This is a genomic window from Silanimonas sp., from assembly GCF_044377035.1.
Classification (GTDB): Bacteria; Pseudomonadota; Gammaproteobacteria; order Xanthomonadales; family Xanthomonadaceae; genus Silanimonas.
Map to the genome: position 1 here is coordinate 56,186 of NZ_JBILJW010000011.1, position 18,115 is coordinate 74,300.

Genomic DNA, 18,115 nt, shown 5'->3' on the forward strand with positions numbered 1-18,115 from the left:
CAGGTCCGCCCGTGGAAAAGCTGCTGGTCATCGCGTTTCTCGCCGTCATCGTCTGGAACCTCTTCGCCGCGCTGTTCCACATGGTGTCGAAGCCGCAGGCCGACGGCCGGATGGTGCGCTCGCTGAGCTGGCGCATCGGCCTGTCGATCGCGCTTCTGGCCATCATGACTGCGGGACACTTCCTGGGGTTCTGGCGTTTCCACGGCATCGGCCAGTAAGCGCCATCAGATCCCCTGAATGCGACAAGGCCGGCGCGAGCCGGCCTTGTGCATTTCCGCCGGATGGCGGGATCAGAGCACGTAGACGAACAGGAACAGGCCGAGCCACACGACGTCGACGAAGTGCCAGTACCACGCGACCGCCTCGAAGCCGAAGTGCTTCTCGGCGGTGAAGTGGCCCTTCAGCACGCGGAACCACACCACCAGCAGCATGACCGTGCCGAGGAACACGTGCAGGCCGTGGAAGCCCGTCAGCATGTAGAACGTGGCCCCGTAGATGCCCGAGCTGATGCGAAGGTTCAGGTCGCCCCAAGCGTGGATGTACTCGTAGGCCTGCACGCCGAAGAAGCAGAAGCCCAGCAGGATCGTCGCACCGAGCCAGGTGAGAACCTTGCTGCGCTGGCCGACCACCATGGCGTGGTGGGCGATGGTCAGCGTCAGGCCCGAGGTGAGCAGGATGACGGTGTTGATCAGCGGCAGGCCGAACGCCGGAAGCGTCTCGAAGGCGCCACCAATGGCCTCCGGGCCGTTGGCCGGCCATCCGGCGACGTAGCCGTTCCAGAGGAATTCGTTGGCGAGGCCGCCGTGGCCTTCACCGGAGATCCACGGCAACGCGAAGGTCCGGACATAGAACAACGCGCCAAAGAACGCCGCGAAGAACATCACCTCGGAGAAGATGAACCAGATCATCCCCTGCCGGAACGAAATGTCGACCTGGCCGTTGTAGTTGCCGCCCTCCGACTCGCGGATCACGTCGCCGAACCAGCCGAACAGCGTGTAGATCATCATCGCGATGCCGGCCATGAAGATCCAGAACGACGTGTCGCTGCCGTTGAACCAGTTGATCAGGCCGATCATCAGCACGAACAGCGAGATCGAGCCGACGAACGGCCACTTGCTGTGGTGCGGGACGAAATAGACGTCGGCATCGTGGTGGGCGGTGGCCATGGAAACCCCTAGCGGTGCAGCGGTGGAATGGTGTCAGCGTGGCGCGAAGACCGGGGCCGACGCAACCGCGGGCACCGGGCCGGCGGCGGCGCGGGCGGTGGCCGCGTCGTTCTTGAAGAAGGTGTAGGACAGGGTGATCGTCTTGACCTCGGCGGGCAGGGCCGGGTCGACGATGAAGCGGACCGGCATGGTCTTGCTCTCGCCAGCCATCAGGAGTTGCTCGGTGAAGCAGAAGCACTCGGTCTTGACGAAGTAGCCGGCCGCGACGACCGGCGCCACGGACGGGGCGGCATTGCCGACCACCGGCATGGCGTCGCGGTTGCCCGCGACATAGCTCATCTCGTAAGCCTGGCCGGGCACGACGTCCATGGTCAGCACTTCCGGCTGGAAGCTCCACGGCAGCTTGGAGTTCACCGTGCCATCGAACTCGATGCGCACCGTGCGGTTCGGATCGACCTGCATCCCGACGACGCGGTGCTCTCCGGCCGCGGTGTCTTCGAGCTTGATGCCGAAGACCTTCTCGCAGGCGATCTCGTACAGCGGCACCAGCGCGAACGCGGCGACGAAGCAGCCCGCGGAGACGAGGGCGATGGTGCGGGCGGTGGCGGCGTTCGAGCTCATGCGTTGGCCTCGGCCACGACCATGAACATCGCATAGACGTAGAGCGCCGCCGCAACCCCGCCGAGCAGCCACGCCGTGCGCCGCACCGAGGTGCGGCGGGCCGGGGTGTCGTTGGGGTCGCGAGGGGCGTCCACGTCAGTCGCTCGTCAGGCTCAGTGCGCGACGTCGCCGTGCGACAGGTCTTCGTCGCGGATGACCGGCGGCTTGGTGAAGGTGTGATGCGGGGCCGGCGACGGCACCGTCCACTCGAGGCCACGGGCACCTTCCCACGAGCGCGCCTCGGCCTTGACGCCGCCGCGGGCGCACTTCCAGACGATGTAGACGAACAGCAGCTGCATGAAGCCGAAGCCGAAGCCGCCGACCGACGACCACATGTTGAAGTCGGCGAAGGCCACGTTGTAGTCCGGGATGCGGCGCGGCATGCCGGCGAGGCCGAGGAAGTGCTGCGGGAAGAACAGCAGGTTCACGAAGATCGTGCTGCCCCAGAAATGCCACTTGCCCAGCGTCTCGTTGTACATGTAGCCGGTCCACTTCGGCAGCCAGTAGTACACGCCGGCCATGATGCCGAACACGGCGCCGGTCACCAGCACGTAGTGGAAGTGGGCCACCACGAAGTAGGTGTCGTGGTACTGGTAGTCGGCCGGCACCATCGCGAGCATCAGGCCCGAGAAGCCGCCGATGGTGAACATCACCACGAAGCCCAGAGCGAACAGCATCGGGGTCTCAAAGGTCATCGAGCCGCGCCACATCGTGGTGACCCAGTTGAAGACCTTCACGCCCGTCGGGATGGCGATCAGCATCGTGGCGTACATGAAGTACAGCTCGGCGCCGAGCGGCATGCCGACCGTGAACATGTGGTGCGCCCAGACGATGAACGACAGGAAGGCGATCGAGGCCGTGGCGTACACCATCGCCTGGTAGCCGAACAGCGGCTTGCGGGCGAAGGTCGGAATGATCTCCGACACGATGCCGAAGGCCGGCAGGATCATGATGTAGACCTCGGGGTGCCCGAAGAACCAGAACACGTGCTGGTACAGGACCGGGTCACCGCCGCCGGCGGCATTGAAGAACGAGGTGCCGAAGAACTTGTCGGTGAGCAGCATCGTCACCGCACCGGCGAGCACCGGCATCACCGCGATCAGCAGGAACGCCGTGATCAGCCAGGTCCAGACGAAGATCGGCATCTTCAGCAGGTCCATGCCCGGGGCGCGCATGTTGAGGATCGTGGCGATGATGTTGATCGCGCCCATGATCGAGCTGATGCCCATCAGGTGGATCGCGAAGATCGTGAACGCCACGTTCGAACCGCCCTGCAGCGACAGCGGCGGGTAGAGCGTCCAGCCGCCGGCCGGACTGCCCGAACCGATGCCGAAGGCCTGCAGCGCGAGCGGCATCAGCAGCAGCGCGAAGGCGAACGGCATGATCCAGAAGGACCAGTTGTTCATGCGCGGCAGCGCCATGTCGGGCGCGCCGACCATGAGCGGGATCATCCAGTTGGCGAGGCCGACGAAGGCCGGCATCACCGCACCGAAGATCATGACCAGCGCGTGCATCGTGGTCATCTGGTTGAAGAACGACGGGTCGACCAGCTGGAGGCCCGGCTGGAAGAGCTCGGCGCGGATGACGAGCGCCATCGAGCCACCGACCAGGAACATGACCAGCGAGAAGACCAGGTACAGCGTGCCGATGTCCTTGTGGTTCGTGGACATGAACCAGCGCTGGAAGAAGCTCTGCTGGTGGCCGTGGTCGTCGTGGTGCGTATCAGCGTGCGTGTTTGCCATGGCGGAATCTCTCTGGCTCAACCCTGCGGGCCGGCGGCGGCCGGAACGGCGGAAGCGGTGCGGGCGGTCTCGTCGTTCGCCGACTTCATCGCGGCGAGGCGGGCCTGGAACTCGGCCTTCGGCACGGCCTCGACCACGATCGGCATGAAGCCATGGTCCTTGCCGCACAGTTCGGCGCACTGGCCGCGGTAGATGCCCGGCTCGCGGATCTCGGTCCACTGCTCGTTGACGATGCCGGGGATGGCATCGCTCTTCCAGCCGAGGGCCGGGACCCACCAGGCGTGGATCACGTCGTCAGCCGTCAGGATGAAGCGGATCTTGGTGTCGGTCGGCAGCACGAGGCGGTTGTCGACCTCGAGCAGGTAGTTCGGGTTGTTCGAATCCACCACCACGCCGCTCTGGCGGAGGCGGTCCGACTCACGGTCGAGGCGGCTGGTGAAGGTCACGCCCTCGCCCACGTACTCGTAGGTCCAGAGCCACTGCTGGCCAACGATCTTCACCGTCATCTCGTGGTCCTTCGTGTCGTAGGCCTCGATGACCTTGACGGTCGCCGGGTAGGCCATGACCACGAGGATCAGGGTCGGGATGGCCGTCCAGACGATCTCGAGCTTCGTGCTGTGCACGAAGGTCTTGTCCGGCACCGCGCCCTTCGACTTGCGGAACTTGACGATCGAGTAGGCCATCGCGCCGAACACGACGATGCCGATCACCACGCAGATGACCAGCATGATCATGTGCATGTCGTAGGCGCGCTCGGCGGTGGCCGTGACGCCCGGCGTCATGTTCAGTTGCCACGGTTCCGCCTTCTCGGCGGCCCAGGCGAACGTGGCGCTCAGGCTGGCCAGGAGGCCGGCGATCGCGTGTTGGGGTCGGAACTTCTTCATGCCGATGACCTCACCTCAATGTTCGTTGGCCGGCGCACGGCCCGAGGCCGCCGCCAACATCCATCGCAGCCGCTCCGCGAGCTCACTGCGCTCGCCGGGCGGCAGGAAACTGCCGATCTCCACCTCGCGCCCCTGCGAACCCAGCCGCAGGTGGTCCGGCGCGTCACGCACGCCCTCCGTGCGCAGTCGCACCCAGTAGGGATGCGCCTGGAACACGGCGGCGTCATCGGGCGAACGGCGCACTTCAAGCCGCTGTTCTCCCACGACGATCCGCTCGTAGCGGTCGCCCGATTGCCACACCCCGCGCAGCGCCACGGCCACGATCACCAGATCGAGCAGCGCGAACCACGGTGCGTAGGCGTTGCCCAGAGCGAATCCGTAGCCCGACACCGCCGCGACCGGCACCGAAATGAGTCCGAAGAGAACGAAAAACTGCCGCGACGTCAGGATGCGGCGAGGGCGCAGCAAAAGCTGCGCCTCGGAGCCGGGAACCGACGGCGGCAGTTCATCGATCACGTGGGACGCGAACCGGACCTGCGACAAGGTGACGCAGTTTACGGCCCGGCCGTCGGGGGGGGCAAGCAAAGCCCTGTGAGTGAAGGCCCCGGGAGGCGGCACCGCGGGAATTTCCCGAGTCAAACAGCAGGGGGTTACGGGGGTTCGGGGCGGCGGGCACACTTCCGCCTTTCCTCGCCGCTGCCGGTCACCGCGTGAAGCCCATCCTCAGCCCTGAACTGCCCGCCGCGCCCGGTCCGGCGCGTGAACGCACCACCGAGGCCTATGCCCGAGACGAGTCGGACCACCTGGCCGAGCTGCTGGCCGCCGCCCGGCTTCCGGCCGACGTCCAGGCCCGGGTGCAGGCCACGGCCGAGGCGCTGGTGGAGCGCACCCGCGTCCGTGCCGCCGACCCGGAGCTGGTGCAGGCCTTCATGCGCCAGTACGACCTCAGCTCCGAGGAGGGCGTGCTGCTGATGTGCGTGGCCGAGGCCCTGCTGCGCATCCCCGACCAGCTGACCGCCGACAAGCTCATCCGCGACAAGCTGGGCGACGCCGCTTGGGAGAAGCACCTGGGCGGGTCCTCGTCCGTCCTGGTCAATGCCTCGACCTGGGGCCTGATGCTGACCGGCCGCGTGGTGAGCCTCGCCGAAGACACCCGCCGCGACTTCGGCGGTGCCTTCCGCCGGCTGGTCGCCCGGACCGGCGAGCCGGTGATCCGCCTCGCGGTGCGCCAGGCCATGAAGATCATGGGCCACCAATTCGTCATGGGGCGCACGATCACCGAGGCGCTGGAGCGCAGTCTCAAGGGCGAGAACGCCCGCTACCGCTACAGCTTCGACATGCTCGGCGAGGGGGCGCTGACGACCAAGGACGCCTCCCGCTACTTCCAGGCCTACAAGGACGCCATCGGCGCGATCGGCGCCTCGCTGCGCTCCGTGGGTGGCTCCGAGAGCGTTTTCGCAGCGCCCAGCATCTCGGTGAAGCTCTCGGCCCTGCATCCGCGCTACGAAGTCGGCAAGCGCGCCCGAGTGATGGCCGAGCTGACCCCGATGGTGCTGGAACTGGCCCAGCACGCGAAGGCGCAGTCGATCGGCTTCACTATCGACGCCGAGGAAAGCGAGCGCCTCGAGCTCTCGCTCGATGTGATCGGCACCGCGTTCGCGGACCGGAGCCTCGACGGCTGGGAGGGCTACGGCCTCGCCGTGCAGGCCTACCAGAAGCGCGCCCCCTTCGTGATCGACGAACTCGCCGCGCTGGCGCGACAGGTCGGCCGCCGCATGCCGATGCGCCTCGTCAAGGGCGCCTACTGGGATTCGGAGATCAAGAAGGCGCAGGTGGAAGGCTTCGGCGGCTACCCGGTGTTCACCCGCAAAGTGAACACGGACGTCAGCTACCTCGCCTGCGCGCGTCGCATGTTCGCCGCCACCGATGCGCTGTACCCGATGTTCGCCACGCACAACGCGCAGACCATCGCCGCGATCCATGCGATGGCGAACGAAGGCGGCACGCGCCGTGACTACGAGTACCAGCGCCTGCACGGGATGGGCGAGGACCTCTACGCCGAGGTGATCGGCGCCGACCAGCTCGGCGTGCCCTGCCGCGTCTATGCCCCGGTGGGCTCGCACGAGGACCTGCTGCCCTACCTCGTTCGCCGCCTGCTCGAGAACGGCGCGAACTCCAGCTTCGTCAACCGCATCACCGACAGCCGCGTGCGCGCCGCAGACCTCGTCGCCGACCCGGTGGCCACGGTGGAACGCAACACCATCAAGCCGCACCCGCACATCCCGCAGCCGCGCGACCTCTTCCGCTCGCAGAACGAACCCCGGACCAATTCGATGGGCATCAACCTCGCCAACGACGCGCAGCTGCGCGACCTCGCCACCCAGATCAACGCCGCCGTGAAGCCGTGGTCGGCCCAGCCGCTGGTGCCGGGCGCATCGGCCTTCGGCGCGACCGTGAAGGTGACCAATCCCGCCGACCGCCGCGAGGCCGTGGGCGAGTACCTCGCCGCCTCGGAGGCCAACGTGCAGCAGGCACTGGCCAACGGCGTGAAGGCGCAGCCCGGCTGGGACGCCCTGCCCGCCGCCAGCCGTGCGGTCATTCTTGAGAAAGCGGCGGACCTGCTGGAAGCGCGCACGCCGGATTACATGGCGATGTGCGTCAAGGAAGCCGGCAAGAGCCTCTCGGCCTCGGTGGCCGAGGTGCGCGAGGCGGTCGACTTCCTGCGCTACTACGCCCTGCAGGCGCGCGAACTGTTCGCGCCGGTGAAGCTGCCGGGCCCGACCGGCGAGTCGAACCAGCTCACCCTGCACGGCCGCGGCGTGTTCGTCTGCATCAGCCCGTGGAACTTCCCGCTCGCGATCTATCTCGGCCAGGTGGCCGCCGCGCTCGCCGCAGGCAACGCCGTGATCGCCAAGCCCGCCGAGCAGACCTCGCTGGTGGCCTTCGCCGCGACGAAGCTGCTGCACGAGGCCGGCATCCCTGAGGACGTGCTGCAGTTCCTGCCGGGCGACGGCGCAACGGTCGGCGCCGGCCTCACCCGCGACCCGCGCGTGGCCGGCGTGGCCTTCACCGGCTCGAACGAGACGGCGTGGGCCATCAACCGCACGTTGGCCGCGCGCAACGCTCCGATCGCCTCGCTGATCGCCGAGACCGGCGGCCAGAACGCGCTGATCGCCGACTCCTCCTCGCTGCCCGAGCAGGTGGTGAAGGACGCCGTGGGCTCGGCTTTCGATTCCGCCGGCCAGCGCTGCTCGGCCGCGCGCGTGCTGTTCGTGCAGGACGACATCGCCGACAAGGTAATGCACATGCTCGCCGGTGCAATGGATGAACTCGTCATCGGCGACCCCGGCCTGCTCAGCACCGACGTCGGCCCGGTGATCGACGAGGACGCCAAGCGCAACCTCGAGACGCATGCCGCGCGCATGGACAAGGAAGCCCGCCTCATCAAGATGGCGCCGCTGCCCGAAGCCGCCGCGCACGGCTGCTTCGTGGCCCCGCGCGCCTACGAGCTGAAGTCGCTCTCGCAGCTCGACCGCGAAGTCTTCGGCCCGATCCTGCACGTGGTGCGCTGGAAGGCCGATAATCTCGATGGCGTCATCAACGACATCAACGGCACCGGCTTCGGCCTGACGCTGGGCATCCACTCGCGCATCGACGCGACGATCGACCACATCGCGAAGAACGTCCGCGTCGGCAACTGCTACGTCAACCGCAACCAGATCGGTGCGGTGGTCGGCGTGCAGCCCTTCGGCGGCGAAGGCCTCTCGGGCACGGGCCCGAAGGCCGGTGGCCCGCACTACCTCGCCAAATTCGCCACCGAGCGCACGCTCACGGTGAACACCACGGCGGCCGGCGGCAACGCCTCGCTGCTGACGCTGGCCGAGTAAGCGCGCGATGACGAAGCGCGGCGGAGCAAAGCACGGCGGAACACGGCGCGGGGGCGCGACAGGGCCGGTGTCCGGCACGACCTCCCCGGCCGTCCCGGCGGTCACGGGCCAGGGGCCGCTGCGCCTGCGACGCTTCGTCGCCAACCCGGGCTTCATCGCCTTCACGCACGCGCTGATCGCGATCAACGCGGTGGCGCTCGGGGTGGAAGCCCTGCCGCGCGCCAGCGAGTCATTCGAAAGCTTGCTCGAAGGCCTGTTCGCCTTCTCGACGGCGTGGTTCGTCATCGAGATCGCGCTGCGGATGCTGGCGCACGGCAAACCGGTGGCCGGCTTCTTCCGCGACGGCTGGAACACCTTCGACACCGCCATCGTGGTGCTGTCGCTGCTGCCGCTGGCCGGCGGCGTCGCCATCCTGGCGCGCCTCGCCCGCCTGCTGCGGCTGCTGCGCCTCGTCTCCGGCAACGACCTGCTACGGAGCTTCGTGGAGCGACGGCTGCCGGCCGGGCTCCACCTTCTGGCGGCGGCGTTCCTGCTGGTGCTGTCGATCTACGCCTTCGCGCTGGCCGGCTTCCACGTGGCCGGCGGCGTGCTCGCCGAACCCGGCGCTTGGGCCGACCTGCCGAGCGCCCTGCGCAGCACGCTGGGCTGGAGTGTCATCGTCGCGGCACCGGCCCTGCCTTCGGAAGGCGCGGCCGGCACGGCGTGGCTGGTGGCCCTCGCTGCGACGCTCCTCGCGTGGCTGGTGCTGACCGTGCGCGGGCTGTTCGGCGCGGGAGCCAAGCCATGAAGGCCGTGCTGATGCTCTTCGCCCTCGTGCTGCTGGCGCTCGCCGGTGTGATCGGCGTGCAGCGGGCGAACTTCGTCCGCCAAGCCGTGCCCACCAGCGGCATCGTCGTCGACATCGAATCGCGCAACACGCGCTGCGGCCGCAAGCCGCGTCGCGCCTGTACCAAGTTCACCGCGGTAGTCGAGTACAAGGTCGCCAACGACACCCGCCGGATGCGCACCGGTGCCGGCCAGTCTCGCGGCCGGGACGAGCCCGAAAGCGAGGCCCGCTACGACGTCGGCGACGCGTTCGCACTGCGGGTGCACCCGGCGACGCGCGAAGCCCTGCCCGACGACACGATGGGCCTGTGGGGACTGCCGATCATGCTGGGCATCGGCGGCGGGTTGTTCGCGGTGTTCGGGCTGTGGGGCGTCGGCCGGCGGCGCTGAGCGCGCCTCATCCGCGAGGGGCGCGCACCAGCCGGTTGCGGCCTTCTTCTTTGGCCACGTAGAGCGCCGCGTCGGCGGCCTGCAGCAGTTTCTCGGGCGTATCGACGGCGGTGGGGCGGACGGCCTGCACGCCGATGCTCACCGTCAGCTGCAGCGGCACGCCCGCGGCATCCAGCATCGCCCCGGCGATGCGCTCGCGGAACGCCTGCAGCTGGGCGAGTGCCTCCTCAATGCTGCCGCCGGTGAGCAGCACAACGAATTCCTCGCCGCCGTAGCGCACCAGCAGGTCGTCTTCGCGGCGGAACGCGGCGCGCAGTTCGGCGGCCATGGCGCGCAGCGCGCCATCGCCCACAGGATGCCCGTGGCGATCGTTGACGTGCTTGAAGTGGTCGATGTCGACCATCGCCACGACCAGCGGCAGGCCATTGCGCGCGCACAGGTGCAGGCGCGCCGGCAGCTGCTCGTCGAGGTGCATGCGGTTACCGAGGCCGGTCAGCGGGTCGCGCCGGCTGGATTCGGCGAGCTTCGCGTTCGCGAGGCGCAGCTTGGCATTGAGCCGCCGCAGGGACACCGACCAGGCGAGCAGGGCCAACAGGCCGACAAGGATCGGCACCGTGGTTCGCCAGAACCAGCGCGGGTCGAAGCCGGTATCGAAGCGCACGGCGAGCCAACGGTTGAGGATCGGCTGGCGCTCCTCGGGGCTCAGCGAGGCGACGAGGCGGCGGAAGATCCGGCCCAGCTGCGGCTCGTCGTTGCGGGTGGCGATGGCCGGGCGCGTAAAGTCGCCGGCCCAGCCGGCGATCTTCAGGTCGACGATGCCGTCGCCCTGCAAGGCATGGCCGATGCTGGCCATGTTGCCCAGCATCCCGAACAGCTCCCCGGCCTGCACCTTTTCGAAGCCCTCGCGATAGCTGTCGACCTCGACGAGGCGGATGCCCGGGTATTGCTCGCGCAGCGTCTTCACCGTGGAGAAGCCGCGCATGATCCCCAGCGGCTCGTCGAGCACCTGCACGAGATCGGTGACGTGGTGCACGTCGCCCCGGGTGACGATGACGCCGGGGATGTCGATGTAGGGCTCGGTGAAATCGAACCAGGCCTCCCGCTCCCGCGTGCGCGTGACCATGGAGAGCAGGTCGCACTCGCGGGCCTGAGCCTTGGCCATCGACTCCGCCCAGGACGCGGTCGGCACCAACCGGAGTTCGATGCCGGCACGGGACGACAGCAGGGCCACCACATCCGCACCGATGCCGGCATGGCGCCCGGAGGCGTCGACGCTCTCGAGCGGTGCCCAGGCGGGATCGACGCACAGGCGCAGCGGTCCCTTGGCGTCGAGGTAGGCGCGCTCGGCCGGCTCGAGGACGAAGCGCGGGGGAGGGCCCGCGTTCGCGCCGGTCGCCAGCAACACCAGGAAGAGGGCCGCGCATCGCATCGGCCGAGTGTGCAAGAGGGCGCCGGCCCCCGCCAGCGCCCTGCGCATGGCCAGGCATCCGTGGCAGGCTTACCGCCCATCCCGGTGATTCCCTCGAATGCTCCTCGAGTACTACGGCTTCGCCGAAGCGCCGTTCTCGATCACACCGGACCCGCGCTTCGTGTACCTGAGCGAGCGCCACCGGGACGCGCTCGCACACCTGCACTACGGCATCACCCAGGGCGGCGGTGGCGGTTTCGTGCAGCTGACAGGCGAGGTGGGCACGGGAAAGACCACGCTGTGCCGGCTGCTGCTGGAGCAGCTGCCCGAGAATGTGCGCGTCGCCCTGGTGCTGAACCCGCTGCTTTCGCCGGTGGAGTTGCTGGAAGCCATCGCCGAAGAGCTTCGCCTCGAGATCAGCACGGTGCGCGGCAGCCTGAAGGGCCTCTACGACCGGCTGAACGCCTACCTCCTCGACGCCTATGCGCAAGGGCTTCGCGTGGTGGTGATCATCGACGAAGCGCAGAACCTCTCGAAGGACGCGCTGGAGCAGGTGCGCCTGCTCACCAACCTCGAAACCCCGACGCAGAAGCTGCTGCAGATGGTGCTGCTCGGCCAGCCCGAACTGCGCGACCTGCTGGACCGCCCGGAACTGCGCCAGCTCGCGCAGCGCATCACCGCGCGCTTCCACCTGACGCCGCTCGACGCCGACGAGGTCGAGGCTTACGTCCGCCATCGCGTCGCGGTGGCCGGCGCCACGCGCTTCCCCTTCACCCGTCTCGCGGTGAAGCGGCTGCACCACCATGCCGGCGGCGTGCCGCGGCTGGTGAACGTGATCGCCGAGCGCGCCCTGCTCGCCGGCTACGCGCGCGACGAACATCCGGTCGGCGAACGCCTCGTCGATCTCGCGGCGCGCGAGGTGCTGGTGCGCCCGCTGAAGCGTTTGCCGAAGCCCTCGACGCCGGTGGTGGTCGGCGCGGCACTGGCGGTGGGCATCGCGCTCTTCGCGCTGGCGCCGCAACGCTCTCTTGCGCCACCGACGCCCGAACCCGCCGCGGGGCTGGTCACGCCGATCCCGCCGCCGCGCCTCGATGACGCGACGCTCGCGGCGCGGCTTCGCCAACTCGACGACTCGCCAGCGCCGGCCGCGGCCGAGCTGATGCGGATGTGGGCAGTGCGGGCGCAGGAGGCCACGCCGCGCCGCCTCGCCGACTGCCCGCCCGTGCTCGCGCCCGGCCTGCTGTGCCAGACCGGCACCACCAGCCTCGACGCCCTGGTGGCGCTGCAGCGCCCCGCCCTGATCCAACTGCACGGCCCCGACGATCAACGCGTCTGGGCGGTATTGCTCGGCGCGGACGCGCTGCGCGTGCGCCTGTGGCTCGGCGACATCGCCGTCGACATCGCGCGCGTCGACTTCAACCGCTATTTCCGCGGCCGCCACTTGTCGATCTGGCGCGGCCCCTTGGCCTTGGCGCGCGTGCCTGCCGAAGGCGAAACGGGGCCGGAAGTCGATTGGCTAGCCTCACGACTGGCGGCGCAGCGGCAGGCGGCCATGCCGCAGGGCCCCTCGGAGTTCGACGCCGCCCTGACTGACGCGCTGCGCGAGGTGCAGCAGGTACACGGGCTGGCCGTCGACGGCGTGCCGGGCCCGGCCACCTTGCGTTCGCTCGGCGCGGAACGCAGCGACGGCCCGCGGCTGCGTCGGACCTTGGATTGAGGGCCCGACCATGTCACTGATCCTGGAAGCCCTGCGCCGGTCGGAAGCCGAGCGCCGCCGTGCGTCGCCGCCGAGCCTGCTGGGCGATACCGCCCCGCCCCGACCACCCCAAGCCTCGGCCTGGCCGATGGCACTCGGTGGACTGCTGTTGGGCGGGCTGCTGGCCGCCGCCGCGGCATGGTGGTGGGGCTTCGGTCGCGCGGCGCCGGAGGCCGATGCGCCTCCCGCGGTGGTCCCGGCGGCCGCGGCGCCCGACGGGCCCATCGAGCCCGTGCCGGCCGCCGCCTACGCGCCGCCGCCCGCACAGGCATCGATCACCCCGGCACCGCGGCCCACTCCCGTGGCCGCGACGCCTCCGCCCGCCGCGGAGGTCGAACCCCTCGTTCCGGCGGCGCCGGCCGCCGAGACCACCATCACCGCGCCCATCGAGCCCGAGGCGGTCAGCCCCGCAACATCGGACTCAGGGCTTGGCCCGCGCGACGGTGACCTGCCCTGGTCGACCGTGTCCGGCGAGGCGCTCCCGGCGCTGCGCGTGTCGATGCACGTCTATGCGGACGATCCGGCTCGGCGATTCGCCATTGTCGACGGGCAGCGCCGCCGCGAAGGTGAAACCCTGCAGCCCGGCCTCACGCTGCTCGAGATCCGTCGCGACGGCCTGCGCCTGGGCTGGCAGGGCCGCGTGCTCTGGATTCCGCGCTGATGGTGTTCGTCGATGCGCCAGGGCGCCGCCACGTCACGTGGCGCTGGGCCACGCCCCTCGTGCTGGTGCTGTGCGTCGGCGCCTTCGCCCTGTTGGCATTCGTCGACCGCGCCACCCATGACGCGCTGCTGCTGCGCTGGGGCGCACTCTCGGCAGCAGCCGCGGACTGGCGCAGCCTGCTGCAGCCGGAGCGCGCAGCAACCCTCGTGACCACGCTTGGCCTGCACAGCAGCGGCACCCACCTGCTCGGCAACATGCTGTTCCTGCTGGTGTTCGGCCTGCCCGCCGAGCGGGCGCTCGGGTCGTGGCGCCTGCTGGCGCTGTTCGTGGCCGGAGGCGCGGTGTCGAACTTCGTGGCGGCGCTGTCGATGGACCGGCCCGACCGCGTGATCATCGGGGCTTCGGGCGCGGTGTCGACCCTGATCGGCGCCTACCTCGCCCTGTTCCCCAACGCGCGCCTCGGCGTGGTGCTGCCGCTCGGCCTCTGGCTGGAATTCGTGCGCATGCCGGCCGTCGCGCTGATCAGCCTGTGGGTGGTGCTGCAGCTGCTGTTCACTTGGGCGGGGCCGAGCTTCGGTGCCGTCGCGTGGTGGGCACACCTCGCCGGCTTCGCCTTCGGCTTCCTCGTGGCGCTGGCGGTGCGGGAATCGTTGGCGCGGCGGTCGCGACTGCGCGCCTGAATACCGCAGTTATCCCGCGCTTGTGGCGCGTCGCGCCGTTGCCTGCCGCGCCGCGGCAGCCTGCTTCACCCGTCGAAGCGCTTCGGCCACCGCGGATTCGCCCTCGACGATCACGCCGGTCGCGTAGCCGTCGGGCACCTCGGCATCGCCGGACAGGTGCGTGGGCAGGTCCTGCTCGCGCAGGCCGCGGATGGCGGTGCCGGGCAGAGTGACATCGGGGAGGATGCCGGTGGCCTGGATCGAACGCCCCGAGGGCGTGTAGTAGCGCGCGGTGGTGAGCTTCAGCGCATCGCCGTTGCCGAGGTCGACGACGGTCTGCACTGAACCCTTGCCGAAACTGCGCGCACCGAGAAGCAAGGCACGGCGCTGGTCGCGCAGCGCGCCGGCGACGACTTCCGCCGAGCTGGCCGTGCCGACATCGAGCAGCACGGCGATGGGGGCGCCCTGCAGCGCATCGCCGGCGGCGGCCCGGTACAGGACATTCGATGTCGCTGTGCGGCCGCGGGTGCTGACGATCGGGCCGCCTTCGAGGAACAAGTCGGCGACTTCGATGGCCGTTGTGAGCAGGCCGCCGGGATTGTTGCGCAGATCGAGCACGAGGCCGGAAAGCGGCCCGCCCGAGGCCACTTGCAAGGCGGCGAGCTGGCGCTTCAGTTCGTCGGCGGTGTCGCCTTCGAAATAGCCGATGCGCAGGTAGCCGTAGCCAGGCTCAAGCAGCCGCCCGCTGACGCTCGACAGGGCGATGCTCTGGCGCACCAGCACGACGTCGCGCGGCAGGGCTTCGCCGGGGCGCAGCAGCGAGAGGCGGACGCTGGTGCCGGCGGTGCCGCGCAACGCGCGCGACGGATCGGGCTCGCGAAGGCTGCCGGCGGGGCGGCCGTCGATGGCGACGATGACGTCGCCGGTGCGCAGCCCGGCCTTGTGTGCGGGACCACCCTCGATCGCGCCGATCACCTTGAGGCTGCGGTCGGGTCGGACCTCGACCTCCACGCCGACGCCGTCGTACATGCCCTGCACTTCCTCGGCGAGGGCGCTGGCGCTGGTGGCCGGCAGGTAGGCGCTATGCGGATCGAGGTCGGCGAGCAGGGCACGCACCGCGGATTGCATCAGCGTGCGGTCGTCGATCGGGTCGACGTAGCCCTCCTGCACGGTGCGGAAGACTTCGGCGAAGCGGCGGATCTCCTCGAGCGGCACGGCCGACGATGGCGCGGGCGCCAGCGGATCGACGGCCGCATCGACCTGCGCCCGAAGGGGCGTTGAGGCGGCGAGCGCAAGGAGGATCGGAAGGGGGGAGAGTTGCATGGCGTCCACCGGAGAGGCCGCCATTATGCGGCTCAGCGCCACCAGCCGCGCGGATCCACGGGTTGGCCGTTGCGGCGCAGTTCGAAATACAGCGCGGTCTGCGGCGCGCCGCCGGAGTCGCCGGCGCGGGCGAGGGTCTCGCCCTGCCCCACCCAGTCACCCACGCCGCGACGCAGCGTGTCGTTGTGGGCGTAAAGGCTCATCCAGCCCTCGCCGTGGTCGAGGATCAGCAGCAGGCCGTAGCCCTTCAGCCAGTCGGCATAGGCCACGCGCCCTGGGGCGACGGCGCGCACCGGCGTGCCGCGGGCCACGGCGAAACGCACGCCGTCGCTCTGCAGGCCGCCGGGCAGCGCGGCACCGAAGCGCTCCAGCACGCGCCCACCGTCCACCGGCAGCGGCAGCTGGCCGCGACGGCTGGGGAAGGGGCGGTCGTCGTCCAGTCGCTTCGGGATGTCGGCGATGGCGTCGCGCAACTCGGCCAACAGGGCTTCGACCGCGCGCTGGTCGCGGCCGAGCGCGGCCAACCTCGCTTCGCGGCCCTTGAATGCGGCTTCGAGGCCCGCCAGGGTCTGGCGTCGCGCTTCCCGCTCGTCTTCCAGCGCACCGAGCGCCGCCGTGGCCGACGCCGCGGCCGCCGCGACCTCGGCCTGCTGGCGCTGCACGTCGGCGGTGAGCGCGGCCAGCGCGTCGAGTTCGGCCAGCACGCCCTGCACGCGGCGCGCGCGGTCGGCCTGCACATGGCGGTGGTAGGCGAGCGCCCGGCCCATGGCACCAACCTGATCCTGCGCCAGCAGCAGCTTCAGCTGCTCGTGGCGGCCCGCGGCATACGCGGCACGCACCAGCCGGGCCAGCACCTCGCGCTGCGCCTTCAGGGCCTCGGCCAGCGCGGCCCGTTCGGCCTCCTTCGCGGCCAAGGCATCGGCGAGACGGGCCTGTTCGGCGTCCGCGGCATCGACCGCCTGCTGCGCCTCGGCCACGCGGGCGTCGGCCTCGCGCAAGGCGGACAGCGTCTCGGACTTCTCGGCCTCCGCGCGCTTCTGTTCCGCAGCCAATGCCGCCACGCGCTGCTTGAGCGCATCGAGCTGGGCCTGCGCTTCGGCCTCGCGCGCCGCGCGCTGCGGGTCGGGGGCCTGGGCGAAGGACGGCGTCGCGACGAAGGCCGACGACGCCAGCAGCAGCGCCCACGCTCCGGCCGCGAACGCGCGGGCTGGCCTCAAGCGGGCTGCACCAGCGATTCGCCGGTCATCGCCGCCGGCTTCGGGAGGCCCATCAGCTGCAGCACCGTCGGCGCGATGTCGCGCAGGGCGCCACCCGCGCGCAGCGTGGCCTTGCGGCCGACGTAGACGAAGGGCACCGGGCCGACCGTGTGCGCGGTGTGCGGCTGGCCCGTTTCGGGGTCGCGCATCATCTCGAGGTTGCCGTGGTCGGCGGTGACGAGCATCTCGCCGCCCACCGCCTCGATGGCCTCGCGCAGGCGGCCGAGGGCGGTGTCGACCGCTTCCGCCGCCTTGATCCCGGCCTGCAGGTCGCCGGTGTGGCCGACCATATCGGGGTTGGCGATGTTGCAGGCGATGAAATCGACCTCGCCGCCGCGAATGGCGGCGACCAGCTTGTCGGTGAGTTCCGGGCAGCTCATCTCCGGCTGCAGGTCGTAGGTGGCGACCTTGGGCGAGGGCACGAGCTCGCGCGATTCGCCCGGCAGCAGGGCCTCGCGGCCGCCGCTGAAGAAGAAGGTGACGTGCGCATACTTCTCGGTCTCGGCGATGCGCAGCTGCTTGAGGCCTGCCGCAGCAATGACTTCGCCCAGCGTTTCGCGCAGGTCTTCCGGCGCATAGGCCACCTTCGCCGGCAGCTCCGACGAGTACTCGGCCATGCCGACGAAGCGCGACAGCGCGATCGCGCGCGGCTTCGCGAAACCGTCGAAGCCCGGCACGGTGAAGGCCGCCGTGATCTGGCGGGCGCGATCGGCGCGGAAGTTGAAGAACACCACCGCGTCGCCATCGCGCATCGGCTGCGCGCCTCCGATCACCGTGGGCTTCACGAACTCGTCGTTCTCGCCGCGGGCGTAGGCGGCCTCGAGCGCGGCCAGTCCATCAGCGGCGCGGAACTCGGCGACGCCTTCGGTCATGGCGCGGAACGCGAGCTCGACGCGATCCCAGCGTTTGTCACGATCCATCGCGAAATAGCGGCCGGACACACTGGCGAGGTGCGCGTTACCGGCCTTCGCCATGGCTTCGGCCAAGGCGCGCAGCGAGGGTTCGGCCGACTTCGGCGGCATGTCGCGGCCGTCGAGGAAGGCGTGCACGGCCACGCGGGCGACGCCTTCGCGCTTCGCCATCTCGATCAGCGCGAACAGGTGCGCCTCGTGCGAGTGCACGCCGCCCGGCGAGAGCAGGCCCATCAGGTGCAGGGTGCCGCCGGCGTCGCGGGCCGCGTGGCAGGCGGCGAGCAGTTCGGGATTGCGGAAGAAGTCACCGCTCTCGATCTCGGCGTCCACCCGGGTGAGGTCCTGGTAGACGATGCGGCCGGCGCCGATGTTCATGTGCCCGACCTCGGAATTGCCCATCTGGCCGTCCGGCAGGCCGACGAAGCGGCCCTCGGTGTGGACGAGGGTGTGCGGGCACTCGGCCAGCAGGCGGCGCCAGTGCGGCACCCGGGCTAGGGCGATGGCGTTGTCGGCCGTCTCGTCGCGATGGCCCCAGCCATCGAGGATCAGCAGCAGGACGGGTTTCGGACGCGACGCCATGACCTTTG

General features: G+C 70.0%; 17 protein-coding genes. 7 read left to right on the forward strand and 10 right to left on the reverse strand.

Annotated elements, in window-relative coordinates; genetic code table 11:
- The first annotated feature begins 11 nt into the window (after positions 1–11).
- Entirely contained in the window at positions 12–218 is a 207-nt protein-coding gene (locus tag ACIQ6S_RS07945) for a DUF2909 domain-containing protein (RefSeq protein ID WP_297865111.1), read from the forward strand.
- Between the two features lie 72 nt (positions 219–290).
- Here ACIQ6S_RS07945 and ACIQ6S_RS07950 read toward each other — a convergent pair whose 3' ends face one another.
- From ACIQ6S_RS07950 to ACIQ6S_RS07975, 6 genes are read right to left on the reverse strand one after another with little or no spacing between them, the layout of a single operon-like run.
- Positions 291–1,166 (reverse strand): cytochrome c oxidase subunit 3, encoded by an 876-nt coding sequence (locus tag ACIQ6S_RS07950; RefSeq protein ID WP_397607891.1) that lies wholly within the window; start codon positions 1,164–1,166, stop codon positions 291–293.
- Positions 1,167–1,199: 33 nt separating this feature from the next.
- Positions 1,200–1,787: a cytochrome c oxidase assembly protein gene (locus ACIQ6S_RS07955; RefSeq protein WP_397607892.1), complete on the reverse strand. Its 588-nt coding sequence runs from the start codon at positions 1,785–1,787 to the stop codon at positions 1,200–1,202.
- Entirely contained in the window at positions 1,784–1,921 is a 138-nt protein-coding gene (locus ACIQ6S_RS07960) for a hypothetical protein (protein WP_297876471.1), read from the reverse strand. Before ACIQ6S_RS07960 ends, ACIQ6S_RS07955 begins: the two co-directional genes overlap by 4 nt.
- An 18-nt stretch (positions 1,922–1,939) precedes the next feature.
- The gene (gene ctaD / locus ACIQ6S_RS07965; RefSeq protein WP_397607893.1) at positions 1,940–3,568 is read right to left on the reverse strand and encodes a cytochrome c oxidase subunit I; all 1,629 of its coding nucleotides are present in this window, start codon (positions 3,566–3,568) and stop codon (positions 1,940–1,942) included.
- 17 nt (positions 3,569–3,585) lie between these two features.
- A complete protein-coding gene (gene coxB, locus ACIQ6S_RS07970) occupies positions 3,586–4,452 on the reverse strand; it encodes a cytochrome c oxidase subunit II (protein ID WP_397607894.1) in 867 nt (288 codons plus the stop codon).
- Positions 4,453–4,467: 15 nt separating this feature from the next.
- On the reverse strand, positions 4,468–4,968 hold the full coding sequence (locus tag ACIQ6S_RS07975; RefSeq protein ID WP_298337999.1) for a DUF2244 domain-containing protein: 501 nt from the start codon (positions 4,966–4,968) through the stop codon (positions 4,468–4,470).
- A gap of 194 nt (positions 4,969–5,162) precedes the next feature.
- Here ACIQ6S_RS07975 and putA point away from each other — a divergent pair, with 194 nt between their 5' ends.
- From putA to ACIQ6S_RS07990, 3 genes are all read left to right on the forward strand, one after another.
- Positions 5,163–8,339, forward strand: coding sequence for a bifunctional proline dehydrogenase/L-glutamate gamma-semialdehyde dehydrogenase PutA (gene putA, locus ACIQ6S_RS07980; protein WP_397607895.1), 3,177 nt, complete (start codon positions 5,163–5,165; stop codon positions 8,337–8,339).
- 67 nt (positions 8,340–8,406) lie between these two features.
- Positions 8,407–9,126 (forward strand): ion transporter, encoded by a 720-nt coding sequence (locus ACIQ6S_RS07985; RefSeq protein ID WP_397607896.1) that lies wholly within the window; start codon positions 8,407–8,409, stop codon positions 9,124–9,126.
- The gene (locus ACIQ6S_RS07990) at positions 9,123–9,554 is read left to right on the forward strand and encodes a DUF3592 domain-containing protein (protein WP_397607897.1); all 432 of its coding nucleotides are present in this window, start codon (positions 9,123–9,125) and stop codon (positions 9,552–9,554) included. The genes ACIQ6S_RS07985 and ACIQ6S_RS07990 overlap by 4 nt, the downstream gene beginning before the upstream one ends.
- Before the next feature lie 7 nt (positions 9,555–9,561).
- On the opposite strand, the gene ACIQ6S_RS07995 is transcribed toward ACIQ6S_RS07990, so the two are convergent.
- Complete coding sequence (locus tag ACIQ6S_RS07995) at positions 9,562–10,983, reverse strand: diguanylate cyclase (RefSeq protein ID WP_397607898.1); 1,422 nt, start codon at positions 10,981–10,983, stop codon at positions 9,562–9,564.
- Between the two features lie 97 nt (positions 10,984–11,080).
- On the opposite strand from ACIQ6S_RS07995, the gene ACIQ6S_RS08000 reads away from it, so the two are divergent.
- Genes ACIQ6S_RS08000 through ACIQ6S_RS08010 form a run of 3 tightly spaced genes read left to right on the forward strand, consistent with a single transcriptional unit; the run spans position 11,081 to position 14,059 of the window.
- Positions 11,081–12,679 carry an AAA family ATPase gene (locus ACIQ6S_RS08000; RefSeq protein WP_397607899.1) on the forward strand — a complete coding sequence of 533 codons (1,599 nt, stop codon included), beginning with the start codon at positions 11,081–11,083 and terminating at the stop codon, positions 12,677–12,679.
- A 10-nt stretch (positions 12,680–12,689) separates the two neighbouring features.
- Positions 12,690–13,379: a general secretion pathway protein GspB gene (locus tag ACIQ6S_RS08005; RefSeq protein ID WP_397607900.1), complete on the forward strand. Its 690-nt coding sequence runs from the start codon at positions 12,690–12,692 to the stop codon at positions 13,377–13,379.
- 2 nt (positions 13,380–13,381) lie between these two features.
- Positions 13,382–14,059 carry a rhomboid family intramembrane serine protease gene (locus tag ACIQ6S_RS08010; protein ID WP_397607943.1) on the forward strand — a complete coding sequence of 226 codons (678 nt, stop codon included), beginning with the start codon at positions 13,382–13,384 and terminating at the stop codon, positions 14,057–14,059.
- Positions 14,060–14,068: 9 nt separating this feature from the next.
- On the opposite strand, the gene ACIQ6S_RS08015 is transcribed toward ACIQ6S_RS08010, so the two are convergent.
- The 3 genes from ACIQ6S_RS08015 to gpmI are packed head-to-tail and all read right to left on the reverse strand — an operon-like array spanning position 14,069 to position 18,107.
- Positions 14,069–15,361, reverse strand: coding sequence for a S41 family peptidase (locus ACIQ6S_RS08015; protein WP_397607901.1), 1,293 nt, complete (start codon positions 15,359–15,361; stop codon positions 14,069–14,071).
- Positions 15,362–15,393: 32 nt separating this feature from the next.
- Positions 15,394–16,578 carry a murein hydrolase activator EnvC family protein gene (locus ACIQ6S_RS08020; RefSeq protein WP_397607902.1) on the reverse strand — a complete coding sequence of 395 codons (1,185 nt, stop codon included), beginning with the start codon at positions 16,576–16,578 and terminating at the stop codon, positions 15,394–15,396.
- Complete coding sequence (gene gpmI / locus ACIQ6S_RS08025) at positions 16,575–18,107, reverse strand: 2,3-bisphosphoglycerate-independent phosphoglycerate mutase (protein WP_397607903.1); 1,533 nt, start codon at positions 18,105–18,107, stop codon at positions 16,575–16,577. Before gpmI ends, ACIQ6S_RS08020 begins: the two co-directional genes overlap by 4 nt.
- Positions 18,108–18,115: the final 8 nt, after the last annotated feature.